The following is a 22,540-nucleotide window of genomic DNA, read 5'->3' on the forward strand; positions in this document are numbered from 1 at the left end:
AATCAATCAATGAAAATTATTTCGATTAATCAATCAGTAAAAATCCACACAAGTTGTTCTTCAATTCTCTTAATGATCTTCTTCCTGGTTCGTCACCAGCAAGCTAGGTCGGCTATATTACTCTTAATCTCTTAAAAGTCAACAGGTAATTTCGATATTTTTAAAACTTATCTTCAAAACCAACTTCTCATCAAATTCATCACTTAAAGCAACCAACTTAATCACAAGTAACTGTTTTTCAACAAGTTTCTATCTACATCACCGCCGATGGATGTGCATTATAGACCATTAAGTTCCCTTTGCAACCCCTTTTTTAATTTAATATTATCACTTGGCTAATTTTTAGGCTTTTTAGCATTTTATCTATATTATTTGATCAATTTTACATTGATAATAGATTATCAGTTTTGTATTAAAGCATATCTCCACCCAACTGCACATTTAAGTATTAGCCTGGCTGGCGGTTAAGGAATTATATGAATTATTCTAATTTAATTTTACTCAGCGTATTATCTGTAGGTGTTTGTACCTCTATATATGCTCAAGAAAATACTATAAGTGAATCTTCTGATGCTAGCTCACTAGAAGAAACAGCACCTGCTCATCCGCGCTCACAAATTATTAAAGATTTAAAAAATATTAAAGTTAAAGATTTAAAAATTAATGCGAACGCAGCACAACCAGATCCTGTAAAAGATCCATTGCAATCATTAAATCGTCCAATTTATTCATTTAACGATATGTTGGATCGAAATTTTTTGCGCCCAGTTGCGGTTCAATATAGAGAGAAAACTCCAGAAGATGTTCGTGGTTCTTATCGCCAATTCCGTAAAAATCTTGGAGAACCTTGGAATGCGGTTAACCAGCTTATTCAAGGTCGTCCAGGTCGTGCAGCAAAAACTTTAGGTCGATTTACTATTAATACTTTAACGACTCTTGGTTTAGCTGACCCTGCCAGTCGTTTAGGTTTACCGACTGAGGAAGAGAATTTTGGTGTAACCCTCGGTTACTATGGCGTCCCTTCTGGCCCATTCCTGATGTTACCTTTTTTCGGTCCGAGTACCTTGCGTGATGGTTTCGGTTTAGCAGTAGATGCTCAAGCTCGCCCACAGAAATATATTATGGAAGATCAAGATGGTCTTTATTGGTCGAGTAATATGTTACAAGCTGTTGATACTCGCGCTCAATATCTAGATTTAGATCAAACCCTACAGGGTGATCAATATGCCATGATTCGAGACTTATATCTCCAACGTAAAGCATTCCAAATTGCAGAGAAGAAAGGCGACTCAACTGATGTATCTTTCATAGATGATGATTCAGATGATACTCCAGATGAGGATCAAAACCCTTAAAGGATGAAATCAAGGTATTGCTCGGATTAAGAGTTCGGCAATACCTTGATTTTGATCATACATACTCTATGATGAATAAAGTGATCATATAAAAGGACTACCATATCTTCTATGTATTTTATTAAACCGACACGCTCTATCCCTTATTTAGAGCAAGCTTTGGATAAACTGCCAGGCTTACAAGTCATTAACATAGATGATTTAGATTTATATGATCCAACCATCATTGCAATAGCAGATGTACAAGATTTTCTGTCTTATAAATGGAATTTACCCACCATTGTCATTGCTTTTGAACATGAAGGGAGTGCTTTAGCTCAAGCATGGGAAGCCGGTGCTCTTGCAGGTTGGGTATGGAATCAATTACCTAACGATTTAAATAAAGCATTAACAAGAATTGATGCTCAATATAAGCGTAACCAAGATAGTCGTGATTTACCTTCGGCTGCTGAACTGCAAAAACGATTACTGCCTAATCCAATTGATTTATTAAATTATGAAGTCGAAACTTTCTTTCAGCCTTCAGCTTATCTTTCCGGTGATTGGTATGACTACTGGAAATTAAATGATAAAGAAGTTTTATTTTATCTTGCCGATGTTTCAGGACATGGTGTAACCAGTAGTTTATTAACATCATGGATGGCAGCTTTCCATGGTCGCTCAAAAACCCCAAGACAATTAATAAAAAAATTAAATGGAATGTTGGTTCAAGAGAATATTGAAAAGCACATTACGATTGTGGTGGGTATTTTAAACCTAGAAACACATACGCTTCGCTGGTCAAGTGCGGGCCACTACCCTCCTCCTATCATTTTTGAACCGAATCAAGCTCCCAAAATTCTAACAACAAGTAGTTTTCCATTAGGCTTAACCGATGAACTTGAAGTTGAAGAGCATGTTTGTACATTAAATCACCAATCCCGCTTCATTGTTTGCTCAGATGGAGCACTTGAACCTTTTGATGGTGGTTTAAATGATCAGTTCCAACAATTGGTTCATCATTTGCAAAATCAATCATTTCAAGCACCTGATCATGTGGCTGATGATATTGCCATCTTTAGTCTTTGTCGAATGAATTAATTTACGAATCAATTAATTACATAATATACGACTTAAGGACTCTTGAGTCTGAGATGGCACTATGTGATAATTTTTCTATCCTTCTCTGAAAATGGCATTTATATGTCAACAGGTCATGTTGAATATGCAAGTTTAAATGGAACGCATATTTTCAAACTTATTGGTGAAGTGCGAGCCCATTCTTGTATAAGTCTAGACAAACTTTTAAACAGAATTGAACAGCAAGAGAATGTTGTTGGTGCAATCGTTGATTTAACCCAAACAACATTTATTGATAGTACAGTATTAGGCATCCTGGCTAAGCTAGGTTTAAAGCTTAAACAAACTCATCATATTCAAGCTGTGATGCTATCTACCAATCCAGATATCACAACCTTAGCCAACAGTATGGGGCTAGGGCAAGTTTTTGTCATTTTGAATTATTGTGGCGATCCTAACGTTTGTACATTAACGTTAACTGATGAACAAATCACTCATAATGCAATGCTAAGAACGGTTCTAGATGCACATAAGACATTGATGAAACTCAATGCAAACAATCAGAACATGTTTGAGCCACTTGTGAAGCAGTTGCAGAAAGAACAAGATACGCTTGAACAGGTATCTGACAAGCAAAATGCCTGATTTCCCCTATTAAGCCGGACTAGAATATGACCCTTGTTTCTGTTGCTCAAATGAACTCTCAAGATGATATTGAAAATAATTTTCAAGTCATTGAGTCTTTGATTCAACAAAGTAAGGCGCAAAATGCCAGCTTAATTGTTTTCCCTGAAAACTTTGTATGTTTTGCTGCTGGCAAACAGCGTGAAACAGCTGAGCAATTTGAGTCTATTCAGCAAAGACTTGAGAAACTAGCACATCAATATCAAATCTGGATTATAGCCGGTACTTTACCATGCCCATTTCGTCCAGATGGTTCCACCATTCAAGATGGTCGAGTCCGAACTGTTAGTCTTTGTATTAGCCCTGAGCGTACAGAAACACGTTATGACAAGATCCATTTATTTGATGTACAAGTGGGTGATGCTGTCGGTGGTTATCAGGAGTCTCGTTTCTTTGAACCCGGGACAGACGTAGTAGTCACATCTACTCCTTTTGGCAATATCGGCTTAATGGTATGTTATGACTTACGTTTTCCAGAGCTTGCTCTCACCCTGAGACAACAAGGCGCTCATATTCTTACTGCTCCTGCTGCATTTACTTATACAACTGGACAAATGCACTGGCAGCTTTTGCTACAGGCTCGGGCAATGGATAGCCAATGTTATGTTTTAGGTGCAGCACAACAGGGCTGGCATGGTGAAAAACGACAAACTTGGGGACACTCTGGGGCAACAGATAGTCGTGGTCAAATTTTAAGTATGGTTGGATATGAAGGGAATGGTTTAATCACTGTACCTTTTGACCTAACAGCACAAGAACTCGTCCGCTCTTCAATGCCTCTAATGACACACCGTAAATTGATTCAATATTAAAAGTTTAATTATTCATGTGGAAATACTTATTTAGCTTTTTTTGCTTGGGGGCAAATATTCATTGTTATGCAGAGTTTGGAACAACGAACCATTTCGTTTCACCTACGGCACAACTCAGTTCAGATATTCTTCCAGCAACACCTAAAAATATTCCGTTACCTGCATTCGGCCAAAGAATAATTGGATGGGGTACAGGCGCAGAAGGTGCAAGACAACGTTTAGAAAATATTCAGCCTGCAGATGTTTCTATGATTAAAAAACAAGGAACTACTCTTGAAATGATTACTGCATGGCAAGACTTTTATGAACAAGAGCAACAACGTAACGCAAATAATCCTACCGCTAAATATCGTGCTCGATTAATGAAAAAGATTGCAGACTTGTGGTAAATACAGTGATCTAAAATATTTTTTCTTATGGAATAATTGATCTAATTATTCCATTTTTTATGTACCCTCATTTGTTTTATTCATAAACTATTCGGATGAACATTTAAGAAACTGAATAGAAAGCGATATACTACAAAAGTAGTATTATTTTCTTTGAGGAATATATGGACCAAGACTGTCAAAACTTAAAGCTTGAGAATCAATTATGTTTCCTCATTTATTCAACAAATTTAGCACTTAATCAGCTCTATAGAAAACTTCTAGCACCTTTGGGTATTACCTATCCTCAATATTTAGTGATGTTGGTGTTATGGGAGCAAGATGAAGTCACTGTTTCGGAAATTGGAGCAAAACTTTTTTTAGAATCATCTACCCTCACCCCTATCTTGAAAAAGTTAGAAGCCCAAAATTTACTTCATCGTACCCGTTCATCTCAAGATGAAAGACAAGTTATTATTACGCTGAGTGATGAAGGGAAAAAATTAAAAGATCAAGCAATGGATATCCCGTCAGGTGTACTAGAAGCAAGTTCATGTGATATGACAACGCTATTGGGCCTCAAAGACCAACTTACTAAACTCCGTACAAATCTAGTCAAATAAACAGCAATTTTTTTAAAAAATATACTTGTCAAAATATTTAAGTCGTGTACGATATATTTGTATTCAATTTATTTTAGGAATAAAAACGATGTCATTAGAAAAAGTTGTTTATCGTGCAAAAGCTAAAGCAACCGGTGGTCGTGATGGCCGTGCGACTTCATCAGACGGCGTATTAGATGTACAGCTTGGTGTACCTAAAGAGATGGGTGGTGCTGGTGGTGCTGTAACAAATCCAGAGCAATTATTTGCAGCTGGTTATTCAGCGTGCTTTTTAGGTGCTCTAAAATTTGTTGCAAACCGCGATAAATTTAATATTAGTAAAGATGCTTATGTAGAAGGTGAAGTAGGTATTGGACCAATTCCTACAGGTTTTAGCATCGAAGCGACTTTAAATGTTTACTTAGTTGGTATGGACCGTGAAGAAGCTGAAAAGTTAGTTGCAGCTGCTCATATTGTTTGTCCATACTCAAATGCAACGCGCAGCAATATTGATGTGAACTTTAATATTGTGACTGAATAAGTTTTGATATTAAAAAAATGCCCGAATCAAATCGGGCATTTTTTCATCTTATGTATTATGCTTCACTTGCTTCATTAGTTACACGAAGCACTTCTTCGAGAGTAGTTTTACCTGCAAGTACTTTGCGTAGACCATCATCACGAATAGAGCCTGAATATACACGAGCATGATTTTCTAATTCATATTCAGCTGCGTTACCATGAATCAGACGGCGCATAGGTTCATCAACAGGTACGATTTCATAAATGGCTGTACGCCCATTGAAACCTAGATGAGAGCAATGATCACATCCTTTAGCCTCAGGTAACTGCAACAACGGTTCATTATGAATATGCTGGAAAACCTGTTTCTCAAAAGTATCGGCTTCACGCCAAGTCATACAATGTGGACATAAAGTACGAACCAAACGTTGAGCAATCACCCCAATTAAAGAGCTTGATAATAAGAAAGGTTCAATCCCCATATCTTTAAGTCGGGTAACTGCACCAATAGCGGTATTGGTATGCAGCGTTGATAAAACCAAATGACCTGTTAAAGAGGCTTGAACTGCAATTTCAGCCGTTTCCAGATCACGGATCTCACCCACCATCACCACATCAGGATCTTGACGTAACATTGCCTTTAAAGCTCGGGCAAATGTCATATCCACTTTGGTGTTCACTTGTGTTTGACCAATACCTTCAAGTTGATATTCGATTGGATCTTCAGCAGTTAAGATATTTCGAGTATTGTCATTTAAATCAGATAAAGCTGCATATAAGGTCGTTGTTTTTCCCGAACCCGTAGGCCCGGTGACCAAAATAATGCCATGAGGACGATGCACCAATTGAGTTAAACGCTCATAGTCATTAGCCATTAAGCCCAAATGTGTCATGTTCAGACGGCCTGCCTGTTTATCAAGCAAACGCATAACCACCCTTTCACCATGTGATGATGGCAACGTTGAAACACGGACATCCACTTCACGGCCAGCAAGGCGTAAAGAAATACGCCCATCTTGTGGCACACGTTTTTCAGCAATATCAAGCTTCGCCATGACTTTAATACGCGAGACCAATAAAGGCGCCAGCTCACGGCGTGGTTGTACAATCTCACGTAGTTGACCATCTACACGTAATCGTACAGATAGTTTCTTTTCAAAAGCTTCAATATGAATATCTGAAGCCCCTACCCGAATTGCCTCTGAAAGTAATGCATTAATAAGACGGACAATAGGAGCATCATCTTCCTGATCCATTAAGTCTTCTGTTTCAGGAACCTGATCGGCCAAACTTAATAAATCTGGATGATCTTCTAAACCTGCTGCAACTTGTTGTGATTCCCCTGTATCACCTGCATAGCTCGTACTCAAGAGAGCATTAAATTCTTGTTCAGTACATAATTGATAATGAGCTGGCTTACCCAAGATGCGTCTTGCTTCCTGCAATGCTATTTTTTCAGTATTTTGACGTCTAATAATAAATACCTGATCACCGTCATAACGAAATAAAACACCATGACGCTTGGCAAAACTATATGGAACTTGTATTTGTTTCAATATTTGCATCACAATTTATAATGATGAGTAAGATGATTTTGAGTGTACTCTAAGCAGATTACAGCGTGAAGTCTGTTTAACAACTCGGTAGAGGAATTTTACGTCTTGTTTGAAAATAATGAATATCAGCCTCGCCCCCAGAATTCTTTAAAATGGTGGGGAGAACAGAACTTTGAAATTAATCAGTCCAAAGCATGGCAATTCGGTTCAATGCTTTTTCGTTTAACACGTGGCATAAAAGAATGGCGTATCGAATATTATCGACCTGCTCTGCAAGACGATAATGAGCAAGATTGGCACCCACTTGCCGATCCACATTTTGCTTTCCCGCATAATGTTCAAGTAGAACGTTATATGTTTCGAAAGACCAATCCAGAATTTTTACTTATGCCACGTCTGGCAGATCGTTCTGTGGTCATTAAACCCGTTGATCCTATCTATATTCCAGCAGGTCAACGTGGGACTTTATATATAAGTACGCCATTATGGATTGCAGGTTTAGTTGAAAGTCAGCATGAGCCTTTATTTGAAATTCCTGTCATTCAACCTAAGGATACATGGTTCGGTCCAAATGCCCAGCAAGGTGAAATCTGTTATGCCACGTCGGTAGATGGGCGTACTGATTTGAATCTATTAACACCACGCGCGTTTCGTGCTGTTACTCCAATCGACTTTCACAACACCAGTAATCATCAATTACGCTTTGATCGTATGAATGTACCAGTTACGGCCCTTCCTCTTTTTTATAGTGAAAGCACAAGACGTTTGTGGACTTCTCAAATCAAAGTTTACTATGAAGGCTCCGACCGCCCCGCACGCATTCGTATTGAAAACCGTACGCCTCCTCTTGCTGGTGAAGTAACTTATGTCCATCCACCACGTTCACCTGGTGGAGCATTATTTAATATGTTTGATTCATTCTTTTAAGAGGTTTATATGGCTGATACAAGTATTCCTAAGGATATCGCTGATAGCCTCACAAGCATATTTACCAATATCAATACCGAACGTATTAGTGAAATTTTAGTCGGCGTTGTGCTTTGTTTCATTGGTTTTGTTCTTGCTCGTATTATTTCAAATACGTTTATTAGAACCATTGGTTCACGTTTTAATGCTCATCAACGCTTGGTATGGCGCCGCGGTATTTTTTATTTTATTTTCTTACTCTTCATTATGACGAGTTTAAAAGAAGCAGGCTTCAAACTTAGTGTATTCCTTGGCGCAGCAGGGATTCTAACCGTAGCACTCGGTTTTGCATCACAAACCTCTGCCAGTAACTTAATTAGTGGTTTATTCTTGATTGGGGAAGGTTCTTTTGAAGTCGGTGATACCATCCAGATCACTCTCATTCGTGGGAATACAATTGAAGGTGAAGTCATTTCAATTGATTTGCTTTCGGTAAAATTACTTACACTCGACAATGTCTATATTCGTTTACCAAACGAACAGCTTATTCGCGCCCCTGTACACAACTTATCTAAATATCCAATACGGCGTATTCCGATTACACTCGCGATTAACTTTCACGAAGACATTATTAAAGTTCGCGAAGTTCTACTTAATGTTGCAGCTCACTATCCACTCGTGTTAGATGACCCAAAACCTGCGGTTACGGTTACCGCATTCAGGGAATCATCGATTGAACTTTTATTTACGATGTGGTGCCGACAAGAAAACTCCTTAAAAGTTCGTGATGAAATGCAAGAACGTATCCGAAATGGCTTTTTGGATAATCAAATTGAAATTCCTGTACCGAAAATGGGCTTAATCGATCGACCATCTACTGTTTTCGGTGAAGATGATATTGATCAATACAGTAATCAAAAAGAGTTAAAAAGAGAGCCTAAAGCTTAGGCTCTTGATTCTTCTGTACAGAAGACGGTGGTAATGGCGCAAGATAAGCAATAATCAACATTACCCCACCCGCTCCAATAAATGAGATGACCCGAGTTAATGTCGCACTTTGTGATAGATCAAGCAAAATCAGCTTTAATACAACAATTCCTAAAAGTGCAGCACCAACAAACCAGAGTTGACGAATCATTTTTCGACTTGAGAATGTAGTTAATACAAATGCCAAAATGACCCAAAGTAATGTCAAGCTTAACTGCACCACACCATTTGTCCAAATTGCAGCACTCCAGAGTGGTGTTGCCCAGTAATAGTGCAAGCCTCGGACCACCACACTACTGCATACTAACAACCCCACTAGAATTGTTGTAATTTTAAAAGTCCACTCCAGTGATTTATCTTGATCAAAAGCATGCTGATAAATAATAAAGAGTAGACCAGCAAATACTGAAATTGAAAGGAAGTCTGTTAAGTTAATCAAAGGAACAAAATAAAGATACTCAGCAGAATGCCGATCTACGCTCACTACTAGCAACCAAAGTAAGCTTAAACACCACACTGGAATTTGATGTAACAATATAGTCTTATGGGATTTATACGCCCAGATTGAGTAAACCACGGGTACACAAGCCAGAGCAACAAGTGGTATTTGTGGAAATATTGCCAAACCAACCGTTGCTAATGCCAACCAGCTTAAACCAGACCAGACCTTTAAAGATCCAAACTGACCTGATTGCGGTTGAGCCATAATGAATAAAGCACTAAGGAGCGTTGCTGCGATGAGGAAAGTACCCTGCTGTAATATACTCGGCCATTTAAACATGCTGAATACTTGACTGGTAAAGGCCTCACCCAAAATTAACAACAATAACAGGCTAATTAAACTTAACTGTAAGCTCTGCCATTGGATCCTTAGTTTGTAGTGAACCACTACACTAAATATTGATAATAATAGTATCGCAATCATCAAATATGGGCTTAAGCCATGATGTTGCCATGCCAAAATTTCTATACCAGCAATAGCACCTGTATACATCCCTAAGCATAAAAAAATACCGCTAAACATACTTGCGCTAAAGTAGCGTTGTTCTTTACTGTTGTATTGCAATAAATAATAGGCCGAAATGAATTGGGCAATTGCATAAATGCTTGTGCTTAGCGTCGGGAACTCTGCATTCGCCCAAAATTGATAAAACAATGCAACCGAACTGAGTAAAACTAAAATTACACCAATATATCGGCTCAAACGGTAGCGCTCAGTTACTCCCCATACAATGAGGGCCGTACCTTGAGCAACCCAACCAATCGCAGTCCAATGTGCCCCTTTCGCGAGTGGAAAGATTAAGGCAAAAAATGCAACGGCAAGGATGAAAAAGCTTTTAGCAAGAACTGAAAGTTGAGGATGGGTCTTTTTGATCCAAAAAGTTAATACCGCATAGGTACCAGCCAAAACAGCAGCACCAATCGTCAACGCTTGAGTAGACTCATGGACTAAATAGGCATGTAGCGTAAAGCCTAGTACAGGCACACTAAAAATAAGACCCACATCTAAGAGCGGAGGTAAACGAATGCCTTCTTGTTGTTCACGTGCTGAAACTCGAGATATATTTTGGCTATAACGGACGCTAAGCCAAATAAACAGAGCTATATGTAGCCATAAAATCCAGTCTAATGTGTCAAATTTAGCTGGTTCTGCATAAAAACCTATCGCACTACCACCAATAAACATTGTGGCGAAGAAAGCAATCTGATTTAAGATTTTCCATGGTTGAATAAAATTAACCGCAGCAACTGCTAAATTAATTACCAAATAGTAGCTAAATAGGAAGACTACATCTGGGCGGTATTGTGGAATAACTAAAGGAGCCGCGTAAGCCATACCAAGTGCTAAAATTGCTAAATAAATAGCTTGTTGTTTTAAACTCAGAAATACCGTAATAGCTAATAAAATCGCAAACAGAATACTCGCTGTAGTTAAGTTGGCGATTACACCAAAATGATGTGAGAACACAAGTGTTAGGAATACCACAGCAAGTCCTACACCCTGCAAGGCCACAGCAAAAAGCTGGTTTTTCTTTTGCAAGGTATATCCAAATGCTGTTAATACACCTCCAGCAATGGCAATAAAACCAAGTTTGACACCCAAACTCAATTGCCAGTGCTCACTTGCGAAACGTAATAACAACACCACCCCAACCATAAGCACAGCAACAGCAACTCTTAAAATTGGATTGCCATGAATCATCCAATCTACGGCTGGTTGCCACCATGCGGTTTTTACAGGAATCGGTTGTTCTGTTTGTTTGAAAGTTGCCGTTTCGGCAGGGACTAGCATGTCAGTATTGTTGAGACCAACCTGCTCTAGCGCTGGATTTAGAACTTCAGATTGTATGGTCTCATTTGCATGAACAGTTTGTTTTGCTGATTCGAGGTACAACAGTCGAGTATGAAATGCGCTGATGGTTTGAATTAAACATAATAATAAAACCAGTAAAGCCCCACCAGCAATCCACATCCAATGATTTATATAAGCAACTAATGCAACCAAGGCAGCTGCATAAATCACTGTTCTTTGCATATGAATAGAATAAAGTGGCGTTTTCTGCTGAGAAAACTGCTGTTCTAAATGAGTTAAACGCTGATGCAAATTTGACAGTAATTGAACTAGTATGACAGTAAGTGCAATAGATAAAGCAACAACGGCACTTTGAAATTTAAAACCAATTGAAATGGCTAAAAACAAAGTCAAAGCGATCAAAACGATGATCATTCCCTGTTTGTCTTTTTTATACATGGGCTTAGCAATATGACACCTTCATTACAGGTCATCTTACTTCAAGGCAATACAAGCGTATATTTATACATACAAAATACTGCAAAAATCATAAACCTGCATTCATAGCCGTTTTCACGTAAAATACCCGTAATTCAGATTAAGGAATTGTTCAATGCCACCATTTGTCTTGGTTGATGGGTCCTATTTTTTATTTCGTGCATATCATGCATTACCACCATTGACGACCTCTACAGGGTTACATACCAATGCAATACGTGGGGCAATTTCTGCCATTCAAAAACTAATGCGCCGCATGCAGCCAACACATATGGCTGTCATTTTTGATACACCTGAGCCTACTTTCCGTCATAAACTTTCACCTATTTATAAAGGTGATCGTCCAACCATGCCGGAAGAATTGTCACAGCAGATTCCATATTTGCATGCATTGATTAAAGCGCAAGGGATCCCTTTATATAGTCTTCCGGGTGCAGAAGCAGATGATATTATCGGTACACTTGCAAAACGTGCCGTACTCGAAGGCCATCATGTACTTATCTCAACCGGAGATAAAGACATGGCTCAGCTCGTCAATGATCATGTAAAACTTGAAGATAGCTTTAAAGATCGTGTACTCGACACTGACGGCGTATTTGAAAAATTTGGGGTCTGGCCAAATCAAATTATCGATTACTTAACACTCATGGGCGATGCATCTGACGGCATCATGGGTGTGCCTGGCGTAGGTGCAAAAACAGCAGCGAAGTTACTGACTGAATATGGCACTTTAGACAATATCATTGCCAATGCAGATCAACTTAAAGGCAAGATTAGCCAAAATATTAAAGATAATTTAGACAATATTAAGCTTGATCACCAGTTAGCCAGCATTGTTTGTGATCTTCCTTTAGAACTCGACTGGCATGAGTTAAAGCTTACTGATCCAAACGTAGAGGCTCTACGTAATTTGTATACTGAGCTTGAATTTAGAAATCAGTTACAGTCACTTGATCATCCAAACAATCCAAATAGCTCAAGCTATAAACAACAAGCTTCACAAACTATTGTTCAAAATGAAGTTAAACCAGCTGAATCTATAGAAACTGAAGATCAAGCAAGCTTAACCAGTCAAGATGACCAACTGGGGACTGCAAATTACCATACGGTTCTAACGCAAGAAGCATGGGATCAACTTTGGCAACGTATGCAAAATGCCGATCATTTTGCTATTGATACAGAAACTACAAGCCTTGATTACCGTATTGCCGAGATGGTTGGTTTTTCAATCGCATTTGATGCACAAGATGCCTACTATGTTCCATTAGCACATAATTATGAAAATGCACCGCAGCAACTAGATCGTGATCAAGTTCTGGCTCAAATTAAGCCTGTGCTAGAAAATGAAGCAGTTAAAAAAATTGGTCATCATCTTAAATATGATGCTCATATCTTTGCTAATCATGGTGTAGAACTTAAAGGCTGGTATTTCGATAGCATGCTGGCATCGTATGTACTAAATGCAGCAGCAACTCGTCACGGCATGGATGATGTAGCTCGTGTCTATTTAAGTCACTTGACCACCACTTTTGAACAAATTGCTGGTAAGGGTGCTAAACAAAAGACTTTCAATCAAATTGAGATTGAAGTTGCTGCTCACTATGCAGCAGAAGATGCGCATGTGACTTATCGCTTGTATGAAGTGCTTTCAAACAAACTTAAGCCATTTCCAGAGCTAGAAAATATTTTATATAACATCGAAATGCCAGTTGCCCGTATTTTATCGGGTATGGAAGAAGATGGTATTCGTCTAGACCATGCATTCTTAGATAAATTAAGCGTTGAATTTGCAAAAACCATGGAGGGCCTTGAAAATCAGGCTATGGAAATTGCAGATGAAACTTTTAATATTGCTTCACCTAAACAAGTAGGCGAAATACTATTTGATAAATTAGGAATCAAAGGCGGTAAAAAAACTGCAACTGGACAATACAGCACTAGTGAAAGTGTTTTAGAAAAAATTGAACATCCTCTAGCGGAAATTATTTTAGAGCATCGTGGTTTAGCAAAACTAAAAAGTACCTATACCGATCGTCTAGTTGAGCAATCTCATAACGACACGCATCGCGTACATACGAGCTATCACCAAGCACTGACAGCGACAGGCCGTCTTTCCTCTTCTGATCCTAACTTACAAAACATTCCAATTCGTAGACAAATTGGCCGTCAAATTCGTAAAGCATTCATTGCACCGGAAGGTCGAGTACTATTGGCTGCCGATTACTCGCAAATTGAATTACGTTTAATGGCTCATTTTTCTCAAGATGAAGCGTTAGTGCATGCGTTCCAGCATGGGCAAGATGTTCACCGCCGTACTGCTGCCGAAGTATTGGGTATTGATATCGAAGATGTGACCAATGACCAACGCCGTCAAGCGAAGGCAGTTAACTTTGGCCTACTTTATGGTATGTCTGAGTTTGGTTTGATTCGTCAATTAGGCTTTACACGTCAAGAATCGCAAAACTATATTAAGCAATATTTCCAACGCTATCCTGGCATCTATGAATATATGCAACGCACACGTCAAGTTGCATCAGAGCAAGGCTTTGTTGAAACCATTTTGGGTCGTCGCCTTTATACGCCTGATATTGATGCACGAAATGTGATGGTGCGTAAAGCTGCTGAACGTGCTGCAATCAATGCCCCTTTACAAGGTAGTGCGGCTGATATTATTAAACTTGCAATGATTGAAGTTGATAAAATCTTGCCAAAAGATCAAGCGAAGTTACTTCTTCAAGTGCACGATGAATTAGTATTTGAAGCAGATCAAAACATTGCCGAAGAACTCTCCAAGCAAATCGCAAGTGTCATGGAATCTGTTGTAGAAATTTCAGTGCCTTTGCTTGTTGAAGTTGGACAAGGGCTAAATTGGGATGATGCTCATTAATTAGCAAAAATAAAAAAGGGCTGTGAAATACAGCCCTTTTTCTTGCGTTAACTTAAAGTCCAGTTAAAAGAACTTTAGCCACTTCATTCATGAGGATCTCGGCAATATAAAGCGCTAAAAACGCTAAAATTGGAGATAAGTCAATCATTCCCATATTAGGCAATATACGACGAAATGGCGCGAGTAATGGTTCAGCCAAATCTTGAATTACTTCAATATAAGGTGAACGTGATTGAGTGAACATAACCACCCAACTCAAAATGATTGTTGCAAAAATTAAATAACGGCAGAAACGAATTAAGTCCTGAATCATTGTCACAAAAGTCAGTATCACTAAATGAACCGGACTATTTGGCATAGAACCAGAAAGATACATCACACCGAAAATTTTCAGTAAATATAAAATAATTAAAAGAACCAACGCAGCCAAATTAAATCGGCCTTTTGCGACCGTCGGAAAAATTCGGCCAAAAATATCAACAATTTTAGTCGCCTTTACGGTCGATAAAACCACAGGATTATAAGGACTTACTGCCGCCAATTGCATTAAAAAACGGAAAAAGACCAATAAAATCGCGACATTAATTAAAATTCCAAAAATTAGCGCAGAATTTGCACCCATAGTTGTCTTATCCTATTTAAGCTATTTCGCACTGTCACTCAATTCTTGAGCCAATTCTTGACTACGCTTCTGTGCAGCAGCCAATGCAGATTGAATATTTTGGGAGATTTGTGCACGGTCAAAAACTTCAAGTGCAGCTTGAGTTGTACCATTTGGTGACGTCACGTTCTTACGTAGTTCAGAAGGAGTATTTGAACTGGTAATTGCCATTTGAGCTGCACCTAATGCTGTTTGAAGAGTCAACGCAGTTGCAACTTTCTCGTCAAGTCCTAAGTTTTTACCCGCACGGATCATACTTTCCATGAGATAAAAGAAATATGCAGGACCTGAGCCAGAAACCGCTGTTACTGCATCAATTTGAGCTTCGGAGTTTACCCAAATTGTTAAACCTGTGGCTGCTAAAATCTGACTTGTTAATTCACGATCCGAAGTACCAACTACTTCATTTGCATAAATACCATGCGCACCAGTTTGAACTAGAGCCGGCGTATTTGGCATTACTCGAACAATTCGATTGCTATCAATTAAGTTTGATATCGTTTGAATTTCAGCACCAGCAATAATTGAAATGACCAATTTATCTGATAACAGACCTTTTAAAGGACGTAAAACAGTCGCCAAAACTTGTGGTTTTACCGCGAGTACAACAACATCAGCATTTTGAATTGCAGCCACATTATCTTGTGTCACATGGACTTCTTTTTCTTGCAATAATTGGCGGATTTGCTCAACAGGATCTGAAACGGTAATACGTGTTGGCGGTAAACCTCTTGAAATAAGCCCGCCAATCAAAGCTTGGGCCATATTACCACCACCAATAAAACAGATATTACTATTTACTGCACTTGTCATAACCATATTCGCCATTTACCAGATTACAAGAATAAGAAATTAAATCTGGTTGCCATCCTCCTTGCTCACAATACGGAGACTGAGCCAACCAAAATCCTTTCGGTGTAAAAACCCCAAGCATAACATTATCTATGACTAATATTTGAATTGTATGACGAAGCCAAGGCAAAATATGTGCTTCTTGAATTGCTTTTTTTAATGGCCATTGCCCAACGCGACCATATAAATGGACTTTTTCACCACCTTGGCGTCGAATTATTCTTAAATTTTTCTTTAATAAAGATGAAGATAAACCCATATTTGTTTGTGTAATTTGAAAATATCCTGAAGCACAATGCACTATTTCCCCCATTTGGAAATAATGCTCCGTCTCGGTTTCAACTGGATTTAATTTTTCAGCAAGAAAAACTTCCTTACTCAACCTATAAAGATGATGTTGATAACGAACATAATAAAACTGGTTCCAGTGTAATGCCGCCTGTGCATCAGACTTTGAATCAATTACTTCATTTTTTAAACGCTCAACCATTTCAAATGCAGGCCGGTATTGCCCCTCACCTTTCATCCAAACCGAAAGTAATTGACGCTGACGGGCAGAGGATAATTTTAATAGCTGAGTTAAATCCAAACATTCATCCGTACCACAATTTTGCAGATCAACTTTTAAAACTTCTTCTAAAATTTCAGAAGCGTCTTGCATCAAATAGCTGGTACGACTAAGGGCTTGCTGCATTTTTGGAAATCGGTTTTGTAAGAATGGCCAAAGCTCCTCACGTGACCATGCCCGATCATAATGGATATCATAATTTGTAGGATCAACTACATGCTCAATCTCAAGCTGAGTAGTCCACTCAACAATTTGCTCGCGAGTTAAATCTAAAAAAGGTCGCCAAATTGTCATATCCACACGATGATCGATAGACTGCATAGCAGCCAGCCCATCAACCCCTGCACCCGATAATAACCGTAACATCACTGTTTCAGCTTGGTCTTGCTGATGATGAGCAAGCACTAAAATTTCATTGGCCTGCAAATGTTGCTGATAAGCTTGATAGCGTGCCTGACGTGCTTGAGCTTCCAAATTACCGTCAGTAACTTGAACTTTCTGAATAATATAAGGAATATTTAAACTCGTAGCCTGTTTAGCAACGAGTTTCCCCCACTCTGCACTTTTTGATTGCAGTTGATGATCTATGTAAATTACTCGGATCTTTTGAGGGAAAATCTGAGACATCAAATGTAGCAGCAGCATTGAATCCATGCCACCACTACATCCGATAAGAAAAGTACTATTTTCTAAAGACTCTTGAGCCTGTTTTAAGACGTGATGCCTAAATTTTCGCTGCCAAACTTCATTAAACGTTGATAACGTGCTTCGCATCGTTCATTTGCATCCATTGGTAGCAACTCTTCCAAAGCTTGCTTCAAAACTACTTTTAAGTTTTGCATGACTTGCTCAGGGTCTAAATGAGCCCCTTCACCTTCATCTACTACATATTCAACAATACCTAGAGATTGTAATTTATCTGCTGTCAAACCTAAAGCTTCACTTGCTTGAGCTGCTTTTTCAGCAGTTTTCCACAAAATAGATGCACAGCCTTCTGGTGAAATCACAGAATAAATACTATGCGACAACATAATTACTCGGTCAGCAACACCAATACCTAAAGCACCACCAGAGCCGCCCTCACCAAGTACTGTTGCAACAACAGGAACTTTCAAACTTGAAAGTTGAGCAAGACTCGTTGCGATTGCTTCAGCTTGTCCACGCTCTTCAGCACCTACACCTGGGTAAGCACCCATCGTATCAATAAAGGTGAAAACCGGAAGATTAAAACGCTCAGCCATATCTAATAGGCGTTGAGATTTACGGTAACCTTCTGGGTTAGCCATACCGAAGTTGTGCTTTAATTTTTCACGGGTACTACGACCACGGTGTTGTCCAATGACCATCACAGGCTGACCATCAAAACGAGCAAGACCACCTACCATCGCACCATCGTCACCAAACAAACGATCACCATGCAAGGCATCAAACTCTGTAAAGATTTCACCGACATAATCTAGAAATTGCGGACGATCAGGATGACGTGCAATTTGAACCGTTGTCCATGCTTTGGACTGAGTAGCTTTTTTCATAGGTCGAATATTATCCCTTTAATCGATAAATTTTTCCGACTGAATATTCAATTCAATGTCCCAATGCTTAAACTGCTCTTGCTCATCATGCAAGTCGGCAACTAACAATGGCCATTGTTTGGCATCACCAGAAACACTAAGCTGCCATTGTTGATCATTTATGATGGTCAGTTCAATGGCAGGAAGCATCTGATCACTTCGACTATGGTTGAGTAAAACTGCTAGGCGAAGCAATAAACATAGATAAAGTAATTTATGGCCACCAGCCTTCAAAATTTCATTTTTTACATCATTTCGCAATTTACGACGGTGGTGCGCAACTAAATGTGAAAGATGATTTTGATCAATTTGTGAGAAACCAGGAATATCAGAATGCTGCAATAAATAAGCACCATGGCGGTGATACCCACCATGACTAATTGCTAAACCAATTTCGTGTAAATAGGCAGCTCGACGCAGTAAGTCACTGTCTTCACTCGTTAAATTAAGTGATTCTGCAACACCATCAAATAATTGTTGTGCTGTATTTACAACTCTTTCTGCTTGTTTTGGATCTGCGTTATAACGCCCCATTAAAGCCTGTACACTGCGATCGCGGATATCTTCATGTTTAAAACGACCTAATAGGTCATACATGACGCCTTCACGTAATGCACCATCAGAATATGCCAAACGATCAATTTCTAAAACTTCAAAAACTGCGTACAAAATTGCCAATCCGGCTGGCAAAACTGCTCGTCGGTCTTCTCGAAGTCCTTCAAAATCAATTTCAGAAATATTTTTAAACTTAAGTAATTTATCTTTGAGTTTATACAACCCTTCTCGAGTAACGTTTTCTTGTTCATCACTTAAGCCCATATTCACCATAATTTGGCGGCAAGCTTTAATAGTTCCACTAGAACCAACAACAGTATCCCAACCTTCCATTTTATAAGTTGTTGCAATAGCTGAAAGCTCTTTACGGGCAGCCACTACTGCTTTATCAAAGGCTTTTTGTGTAATTTCACCATCAGCAAAGTAGGCTTTTGTATAAGCCACGCATCCCATTTGCAATGACTCAGTGTAAATAGGCTCAAACTCTTCACCAATAATAAATTCGGTAGAGCCCCCACCAATATCTACAACTAAACGTCGACCACCATTTGCCATAGTATGCGATACGCCAAGATAAATCAGACGTGCTTCTTCTCGTCCTGCAATAATTTCAATAGGTTTAGGTAAAATTTCTGCGGCTTTTTGAATAAATTCATGACCATTTTTTGCCTGACGTAAGGCATTGGTCGCCACAATTCTTAAACGATTTGCTTGAACAGAGCTTAATCGACCAACAAAACGAGCCAAACATGCTAGGCCCCGTTGCTGAGCGGCTTCCGTTAGGTTTTTATTCTCATCTAAACCAGCTGCAAGCTGTACTTTTTCTGACATCGAAGCAACTTTTTTAACTTCACCATGATCTACCCGTGCAATTGCAAGGTGAAAACTGTTCGACCCCATATCTATGGCGGCAAGTAATTCTTCATCAATCAGAAAGTCAGACATTATTGAACTAAACCCATAACAATTCACGCCTAGAGTAATTCACAAGAATGCAATTGAAAAGCCATTTTCATCAACAATTAGCTGTGATTTAAATTTTTCTATTTATAAGTTGATTGTACAAGTCGATGATGAATATCGTGAGCATCCATTAGACAAAATTAGATAAGCCTTGAATAATAGCATCAAACCCTTACATTGAACTAAGTAGCTATGTAATACTGATAGAGATAATTTTCTCCTGTAATAGCACTTTTTTCTAAAAATTGGAGCCGTACCATGTCTGCGACTATTGTAAATACAACTGATGATAACTTCCAAGCAGATGTTTTAGATTCTGAAACACCTGTACTTGTAGACTTCTGGGCAGGATGGTGTGCACCTTGTAAAGCGATCGCACCTGTTCTTGAAGACTTATCAAGCGAATATGCTGGTAAAGTAAAAATTGTTAAAGTTGACGTGACTTCTTGCGAAGATACTGCAGTGAAATACAACATCCGCAATATTCCTGCTTTATTACTTTTCAAAAATGGTGAAGTTGTAGCTCAACAAATTGGTGCTGTACCTCGCTCTAAACTTGTTAGCTTTATTGATGAAAACGTTTAAGTCAAAATGCTAAAAAAGAAAATACGCTATACTTTTTTATAGCGTATTTTTTTCGGCTATAAATTGACAAATTAGCTAGGCTGGCTTATATTGCATGCTCAAGAGGCACTGAAGGGAATCATCTTCGTCCGGCTTCTTACAAGACACAAACATAAAGATCGCCACTCGGCAACAGAAATTGTTTTTTCACATTTCTCTTCGAAACAATTAATCAGACTTCTGAATTGTTATTGTGTAAATACAATTGCGATAATCTTTTTTGTATGCGAGCGATTTTTCTTCTTTTTAAACCACACTCTACTCTTTCCTAATTCTGACCCTTATGAATTTAACTGAACTCAAGAAAAAACCAATCGGCGAACTAATTAAAATTGCTGAATTTATGGGCCTGGAAGGTATGGCTCGTAACAGAAAGCAAGATATTATCTTTGCCATTTTGAAACGCCATGCGATGAATGGCGAAGAAATTTTTGGTGATGGCGTTCTCGAAATTCTCTCTGATGGTTTTGGTTTTTTGCGCTCTGCCGCAGGTTCGTATTTAGCAGGTCCGGATGATATTTATGTGAGTCCTTCACAAATCCGACGCTTTAACTTGCGTACAGGTGATACCATCACAGGTACTATTCGCCCTCCAAAAGAAGGTGAGCGTTATTTTGCGTTGCTCAAAGTTAATCAGATTAACTACGACACGCCAGAAAATTCTCGAAATAAAATTTTATTTGAAAACTTAACCCCCCTTTTCCCAACCGAACAATTGGTTATGGAATTAGGTAATGGTACGACAGAAGATTTAACTGCTCGTGTTGTTGATTTAGTTGCGCCAATTGGTAAAGGCCAACGTTCTATTATTGTTGCACCGCCAAAAGCGGGTAAAACAATGTTACTTCAAAATATTGCTCAATCGATTGTTAGAAACAATCCAGAAGTATTTCTGATCGTTTTACTCATTGATGAACGACCAGAAGAAGTAACTGAAATGGAACGTACTGTTCGCGGTGAAGTTATTGCCTCAACATTTGATGAAGCTCCAGCTCGCCATGTACAAGTTGCAGAAATGGTTATTGAAAAAGCTAAACGTCTTGTTGAACATAAAAAAGATGTTGTGATTCTTCTTGACTCTATTACCCGTCTTGCACGTGCTTACAACACCGTTATCCCGTCATCAGGTAAAGTGTTAACGGGTGGTGTGGATGCTCATGCATTAGAACGTCCTAAGCGTTTCTTCGGTGCTGCACGTAATATTGAAGAAGGCGGTTCACTCACGATCATCTCAACTGCTTTGATTGAAACAGGCAGTAAAATGGATGACGTCATTTATGAAGAATTCAAAGGTACAGGTAACCAAGAGATTACGCTTGATCGCCGTATTGCTGAAAAACGTGTCTTCCCTGCCATGAATATCAAAAAGTCTGGCACCCGTCGTGAAGAACGTTTAATGGATGAAGACAAATTACGTAAAGTATGGATTCTTCGCAAGCTCCTCCATCCTATGGATGAGTTGGCAGCAATGGAGTTCTTACTTGACCGTATGAAAGAAACTAAAACAAACGATGATTTCTTTGATCAAATGAAACGTAAAGCTTCAACTTAATTGATCAAACCTTAATAAAAGCCACTCTTTTGAGTGGTTTTTTATTTGGTTGACAAGCTTTACACAAAAATACATTTCGTTGATTTTTATGTAAAATTATTTATAAGCTTTTGATAATAAATATTTTTATATAAAAAAGTTGATTCTTTTTAGTAACTTATCTCTACCTTTTCCAATATATAGTAGTCAGTTAATTGTTTTTTTCTGTTAAAAAACAGTCTATTTTTCTCTTTTTCATACGTTTTTTTGACAAGCGACAGTAGTATTTCGACATTTGCAGTGATAGCATAGCGGCAGACCAGTTAGACTGCTCCATGCGTTGTTACCTAGCTACGTTTTAGGAATAATAAAAGCAAAACAGTCCAACTTAGGTTTTTTTAATCTCAAATCTTTTTTGTGAGAGTGATGCCATGTTATTCAAAAAATTCGCTGTTGCTGCTGCTGTTGCTGCTACTTTAGCTTTCGTTGGTTGTTCTAAGAAAGAAGAAGCTCCTGCTGCTGCTTCTGAAGCTGTAGCTGCTGCTTCTGAAGCTACTGCTGCTGCTTCTGAAGCTGCTGTAGCTGTTGACGCTGCTGCTTCTGAAACTGCTGCTGCTGCTTCTGACGTTGCTGCTGCTGCTTCTGACGTTGCTGCTGCTTCTGCTGCACACTAATCTATATTCTAG

General features: G+C 38.7%; 21 protein-coding genes. 13 read left to right on the forward strand and 8 right to left on the reverse strand.

Translation table 11 applies throughout. The annotated features are described in order from the left end of the window. Positions 1 to 476: 476 nt before the first annotated feature. The 7 genes from KTI78_RS06905 (at position 477) to KTI78_RS06935 (ending at position 5,421) form a co-directional block, all read left to right on the forward strand. On the forward strand, positions 477 to 1,355 hold the full coding sequence (locus KTI78_RS06905; RefSeq protein WP_262445625.1) for a VacJ family lipoprotein: 879 nt from the start codon (positions 477 to 479) through the stop codon (positions 1,353 to 1,355). A 111-nt stretch (positions 1,356 to 1,466) separates the two neighbouring features. Beyond that, positions 1,467 to 2,435: an RsbU family protein phosphatase GigA gene (gene gigA / locus KTI78_RS06910; RefSeq protein WP_239968384.1), complete on the forward strand. Its 969-nt coding sequence runs from the start codon at positions 1,467 to 1,469 to the stop codon at positions 2,433 to 2,435. A gap of 102 nt (positions 2,436 to 2,537) precedes the next feature. Then, a complete protein-coding gene (gene gigB, locus KTI78_RS06915) occupies positions 2,538 to 3,059 on the forward strand; it encodes an anti-anti-sigma factor GigB (protein ID WP_002117273.1) in 522 nt (173 codons plus the stop codon). Positions 3,060 to 3,085: 26 nt separating this feature from the next. After that, positions 3,086 to 3,910 (forward strand): carbon-nitrogen hydrolase family protein, encoded by an 825-nt coding sequence (locus tag KTI78_RS06920; RefSeq protein WP_262445626.1) that lies wholly within the window; start codon positions 3,086 to 3,088, stop codon positions 3,908 to 3,910. A gap of 14 nt (positions 3,911 to 3,924) precedes the next feature. Beyond that, the gene (locus KTI78_RS06925) at positions 3,925 to 4,299 is read left to right on the forward strand and encodes a DUF4951 domain-containing protein (RefSeq protein ID WP_016142156.1); all 375 of its coding nucleotides are present in this window, start codon (positions 3,925 to 3,927) and stop codon (positions 4,297 to 4,299) included. Between the two features lie 164 nt (positions 4,300 to 4,463). After that, complete coding sequence (locus tag KTI78_RS06930) at positions 4,464 to 4,901, forward strand: MarR family winged helix-turn-helix transcriptional regulator (protein WP_016142157.1); 438 nt, start codon at positions 4,464 to 4,466, stop codon at positions 4,899 to 4,901. An 88-nt stretch (positions 4,902 to 4,989) separates the two neighbouring features. Then, positions 4,990 to 5,421 (forward strand): organic hydroperoxide resistance protein, encoded by a 432-nt coding sequence (locus KTI78_RS06935; protein WP_262445627.1) that lies wholly within the window; start codon positions 4,990 to 4,992, stop codon positions 5,419 to 5,421. A gap of 55 nt (positions 5,422 to 5,476) precedes the next feature. Here KTI78_RS06935 and gspE read toward each other — a convergent pair whose 3' ends face one another. Then, positions 5,477 to 6,967, reverse strand: coding sequence for a type II secretion system ATPase GspE (gspE, locus tag KTI78_RS06940; protein ID WP_224992254.1), 1,491 nt, complete (start codon positions 6,965 to 6,967; stop codon positions 5,477 to 5,479). 96 nt (positions 6,968 to 7,063) lie between these two features. Between gspE and KTI78_RS06945 the strand changes: the two genes are divergently transcribed. Both KTI78_RS06945 and KTI78_RS06950 read left to right on the forward strand, forming a co-directional pair. After that, positions 7,064 to 7,885 (forward strand): hypothetical protein, encoded by an 822-nt coding sequence (locus KTI78_RS06945; protein ID WP_016142160.1) that lies wholly within the window; start codon positions 7,064 to 7,066, stop codon positions 7,883 to 7,885. A gap of 9 nt (positions 7,886 to 7,894) precedes the next feature. Beyond that, entirely contained in the window at positions 7,895 to 8,812 is a 918-nt protein-coding gene (locus KTI78_RS06950; protein ID WP_016142161.1) for a mechanosensitive ion channel family protein, read from the forward strand. Here KTI78_RS06950 and KTI78_RS06955 read toward each other — a convergent pair. Then, complete coding sequence (locus KTI78_RS06955) at positions 8,802 to 11,603, reverse strand: DUF2339 domain-containing protein (protein ID WP_262445628.1); 2,802 nt, start codon at positions 11,601 to 11,603, stop codon at positions 8,802 to 8,804. The genes KTI78_RS06950 and KTI78_RS06955 overlap by 11 nt on opposite strands. Before the next feature lie 154 nt (positions 11,604 to 11,757). On the opposite strand from KTI78_RS06955, the gene polA reads away from it, so the two are divergent. Continuing rightward, positions 11,758 to 14,529, forward strand: a complete 2,772-nt coding sequence (gene polA / locus KTI78_RS06960; RefSeq protein ID WP_262445629.1) for a DNA polymerase I — start codon at positions 11,758 to 11,760, stop codon at positions 14,527 to 14,529. A 52-nt stretch (positions 14,530 to 14,581) separates the two neighbouring features. Here the strand turns inward: polA and KTI78_RS06965 are convergent, their stop codons facing one another. The 5 genes from KTI78_RS06965 to ppx are packed head-to-tail and all read right to left on the reverse strand — an operon-like array spanning position 14,582 to position 19,681. After that, a complete protein-coding gene (locus KTI78_RS06965) occupies positions 14,582 to 15,151 on the reverse strand; it encodes a YggT family protein (protein ID WP_016142164.1) in 570 nt (189 codons plus the stop codon). Positions 15,152 to 15,172: 21 nt separating this feature from the next. Then, complete coding sequence (proC, locus tag KTI78_RS06970; RefSeq protein WP_080649506.1) at positions 15,173 to 16,009, reverse strand: pyrroline-5-carboxylate reductase; 837 nt, start codon at positions 16,007 to 16,009, stop codon at positions 15,173 to 15,175. Beyond that, a complete protein-coding gene (tilS, locus tag KTI78_RS06975; RefSeq protein WP_262445630.1) occupies positions 15,984 to 17,384 on the reverse strand; it encodes a tRNA lysidine(34) synthetase TilS in 1,401 nt (466 codons plus the stop codon). The genes proC and tilS overlap by 26 nt, the downstream gene beginning before the upstream one ends. Beyond that, positions 17,321 to 18,142 (reverse strand): acetyl-CoA carboxylase carboxyltransferase subunit alpha, encoded by an 822-nt coding sequence (locus KTI78_RS06980; protein WP_016142167.1) that lies wholly within the window; start codon positions 18,140 to 18,142, stop codon positions 17,321 to 17,323. The genes tilS and KTI78_RS06980 overlap by 64 nt, the downstream gene beginning before the upstream one ends. 18 nt (positions 18,143 to 18,160) lie before the next feature. Beyond that, complete coding sequence (gene ppx / locus KTI78_RS06985; RefSeq protein ID WP_239974785.1) at positions 18,161 to 19,681, reverse strand: exopolyphosphatase; 1,521 nt, start codon at positions 19,679 to 19,681, stop codon at positions 18,161 to 18,163. A gap of 276 nt (positions 19,682 to 19,957) precedes the next feature. Between ppx and trxA the strand changes: the two genes are divergently transcribed. After that, positions 19,958 to 20,284: a thioredoxin gene (gene trxA / locus KTI78_RS06990; protein ID WP_016142169.1), complete on the forward strand. Its 327-nt coding sequence runs from the start codon at positions 19,958 to 19,960 to the stop codon at positions 20,282 to 20,284. A 322-nt stretch (positions 20,285 to 20,606) separates the two neighbouring features. Beyond that, entirely contained in the window at positions 20,607 to 21,875 is a 1,269-nt protein-coding gene (gene rho / locus KTI78_RS06995) for a transcription termination factor Rho (RefSeq protein ID WP_002117304.1), read from the forward strand. Positions 21,876 to 22,065: 190 nt separating this feature from the next. On the opposite strand, the gene KTI78_RS07000 is transcribed toward rho, so the two are convergent. After that, the gene (locus tag KTI78_RS07000) at positions 22,066 to 22,191 is read right to left on the reverse strand and encodes a hypothetical protein (protein WP_262445632.1); all 126 of its coding nucleotides are present in this window, start codon (positions 22,189 to 22,191) and stop codon (positions 22,066 to 22,068) included. A 94-nt stretch (positions 22,192 to 22,285) separates the two neighbouring features. Here KTI78_RS07000 and KTI78_RS07005 point away from each other — a divergent pair, with 94 nt between their 5' ends. Beyond that, a complete protein-coding gene (locus KTI78_RS07005) occupies positions 22,286 to 22,528 on the forward strand; it encodes a hypothetical protein (protein ID WP_017387628.1) in 243 nt (80 codons plus the stop codon). The last annotated feature ends 12 nt before the right edge of the window (positions 22,529 to 22,540 follow it).

The sequence above is a fragment of the Acinetobacter sp. WU_MDCI_Abxe161 genome (assembly GCF_025514355.1).
Classification (GTDB): Bacteria; Pseudomonadota; Gammaproteobacteria; order Pseudomonadales; family Moraxellaceae; genus Acinetobacter; species Acinetobacter pittii_E.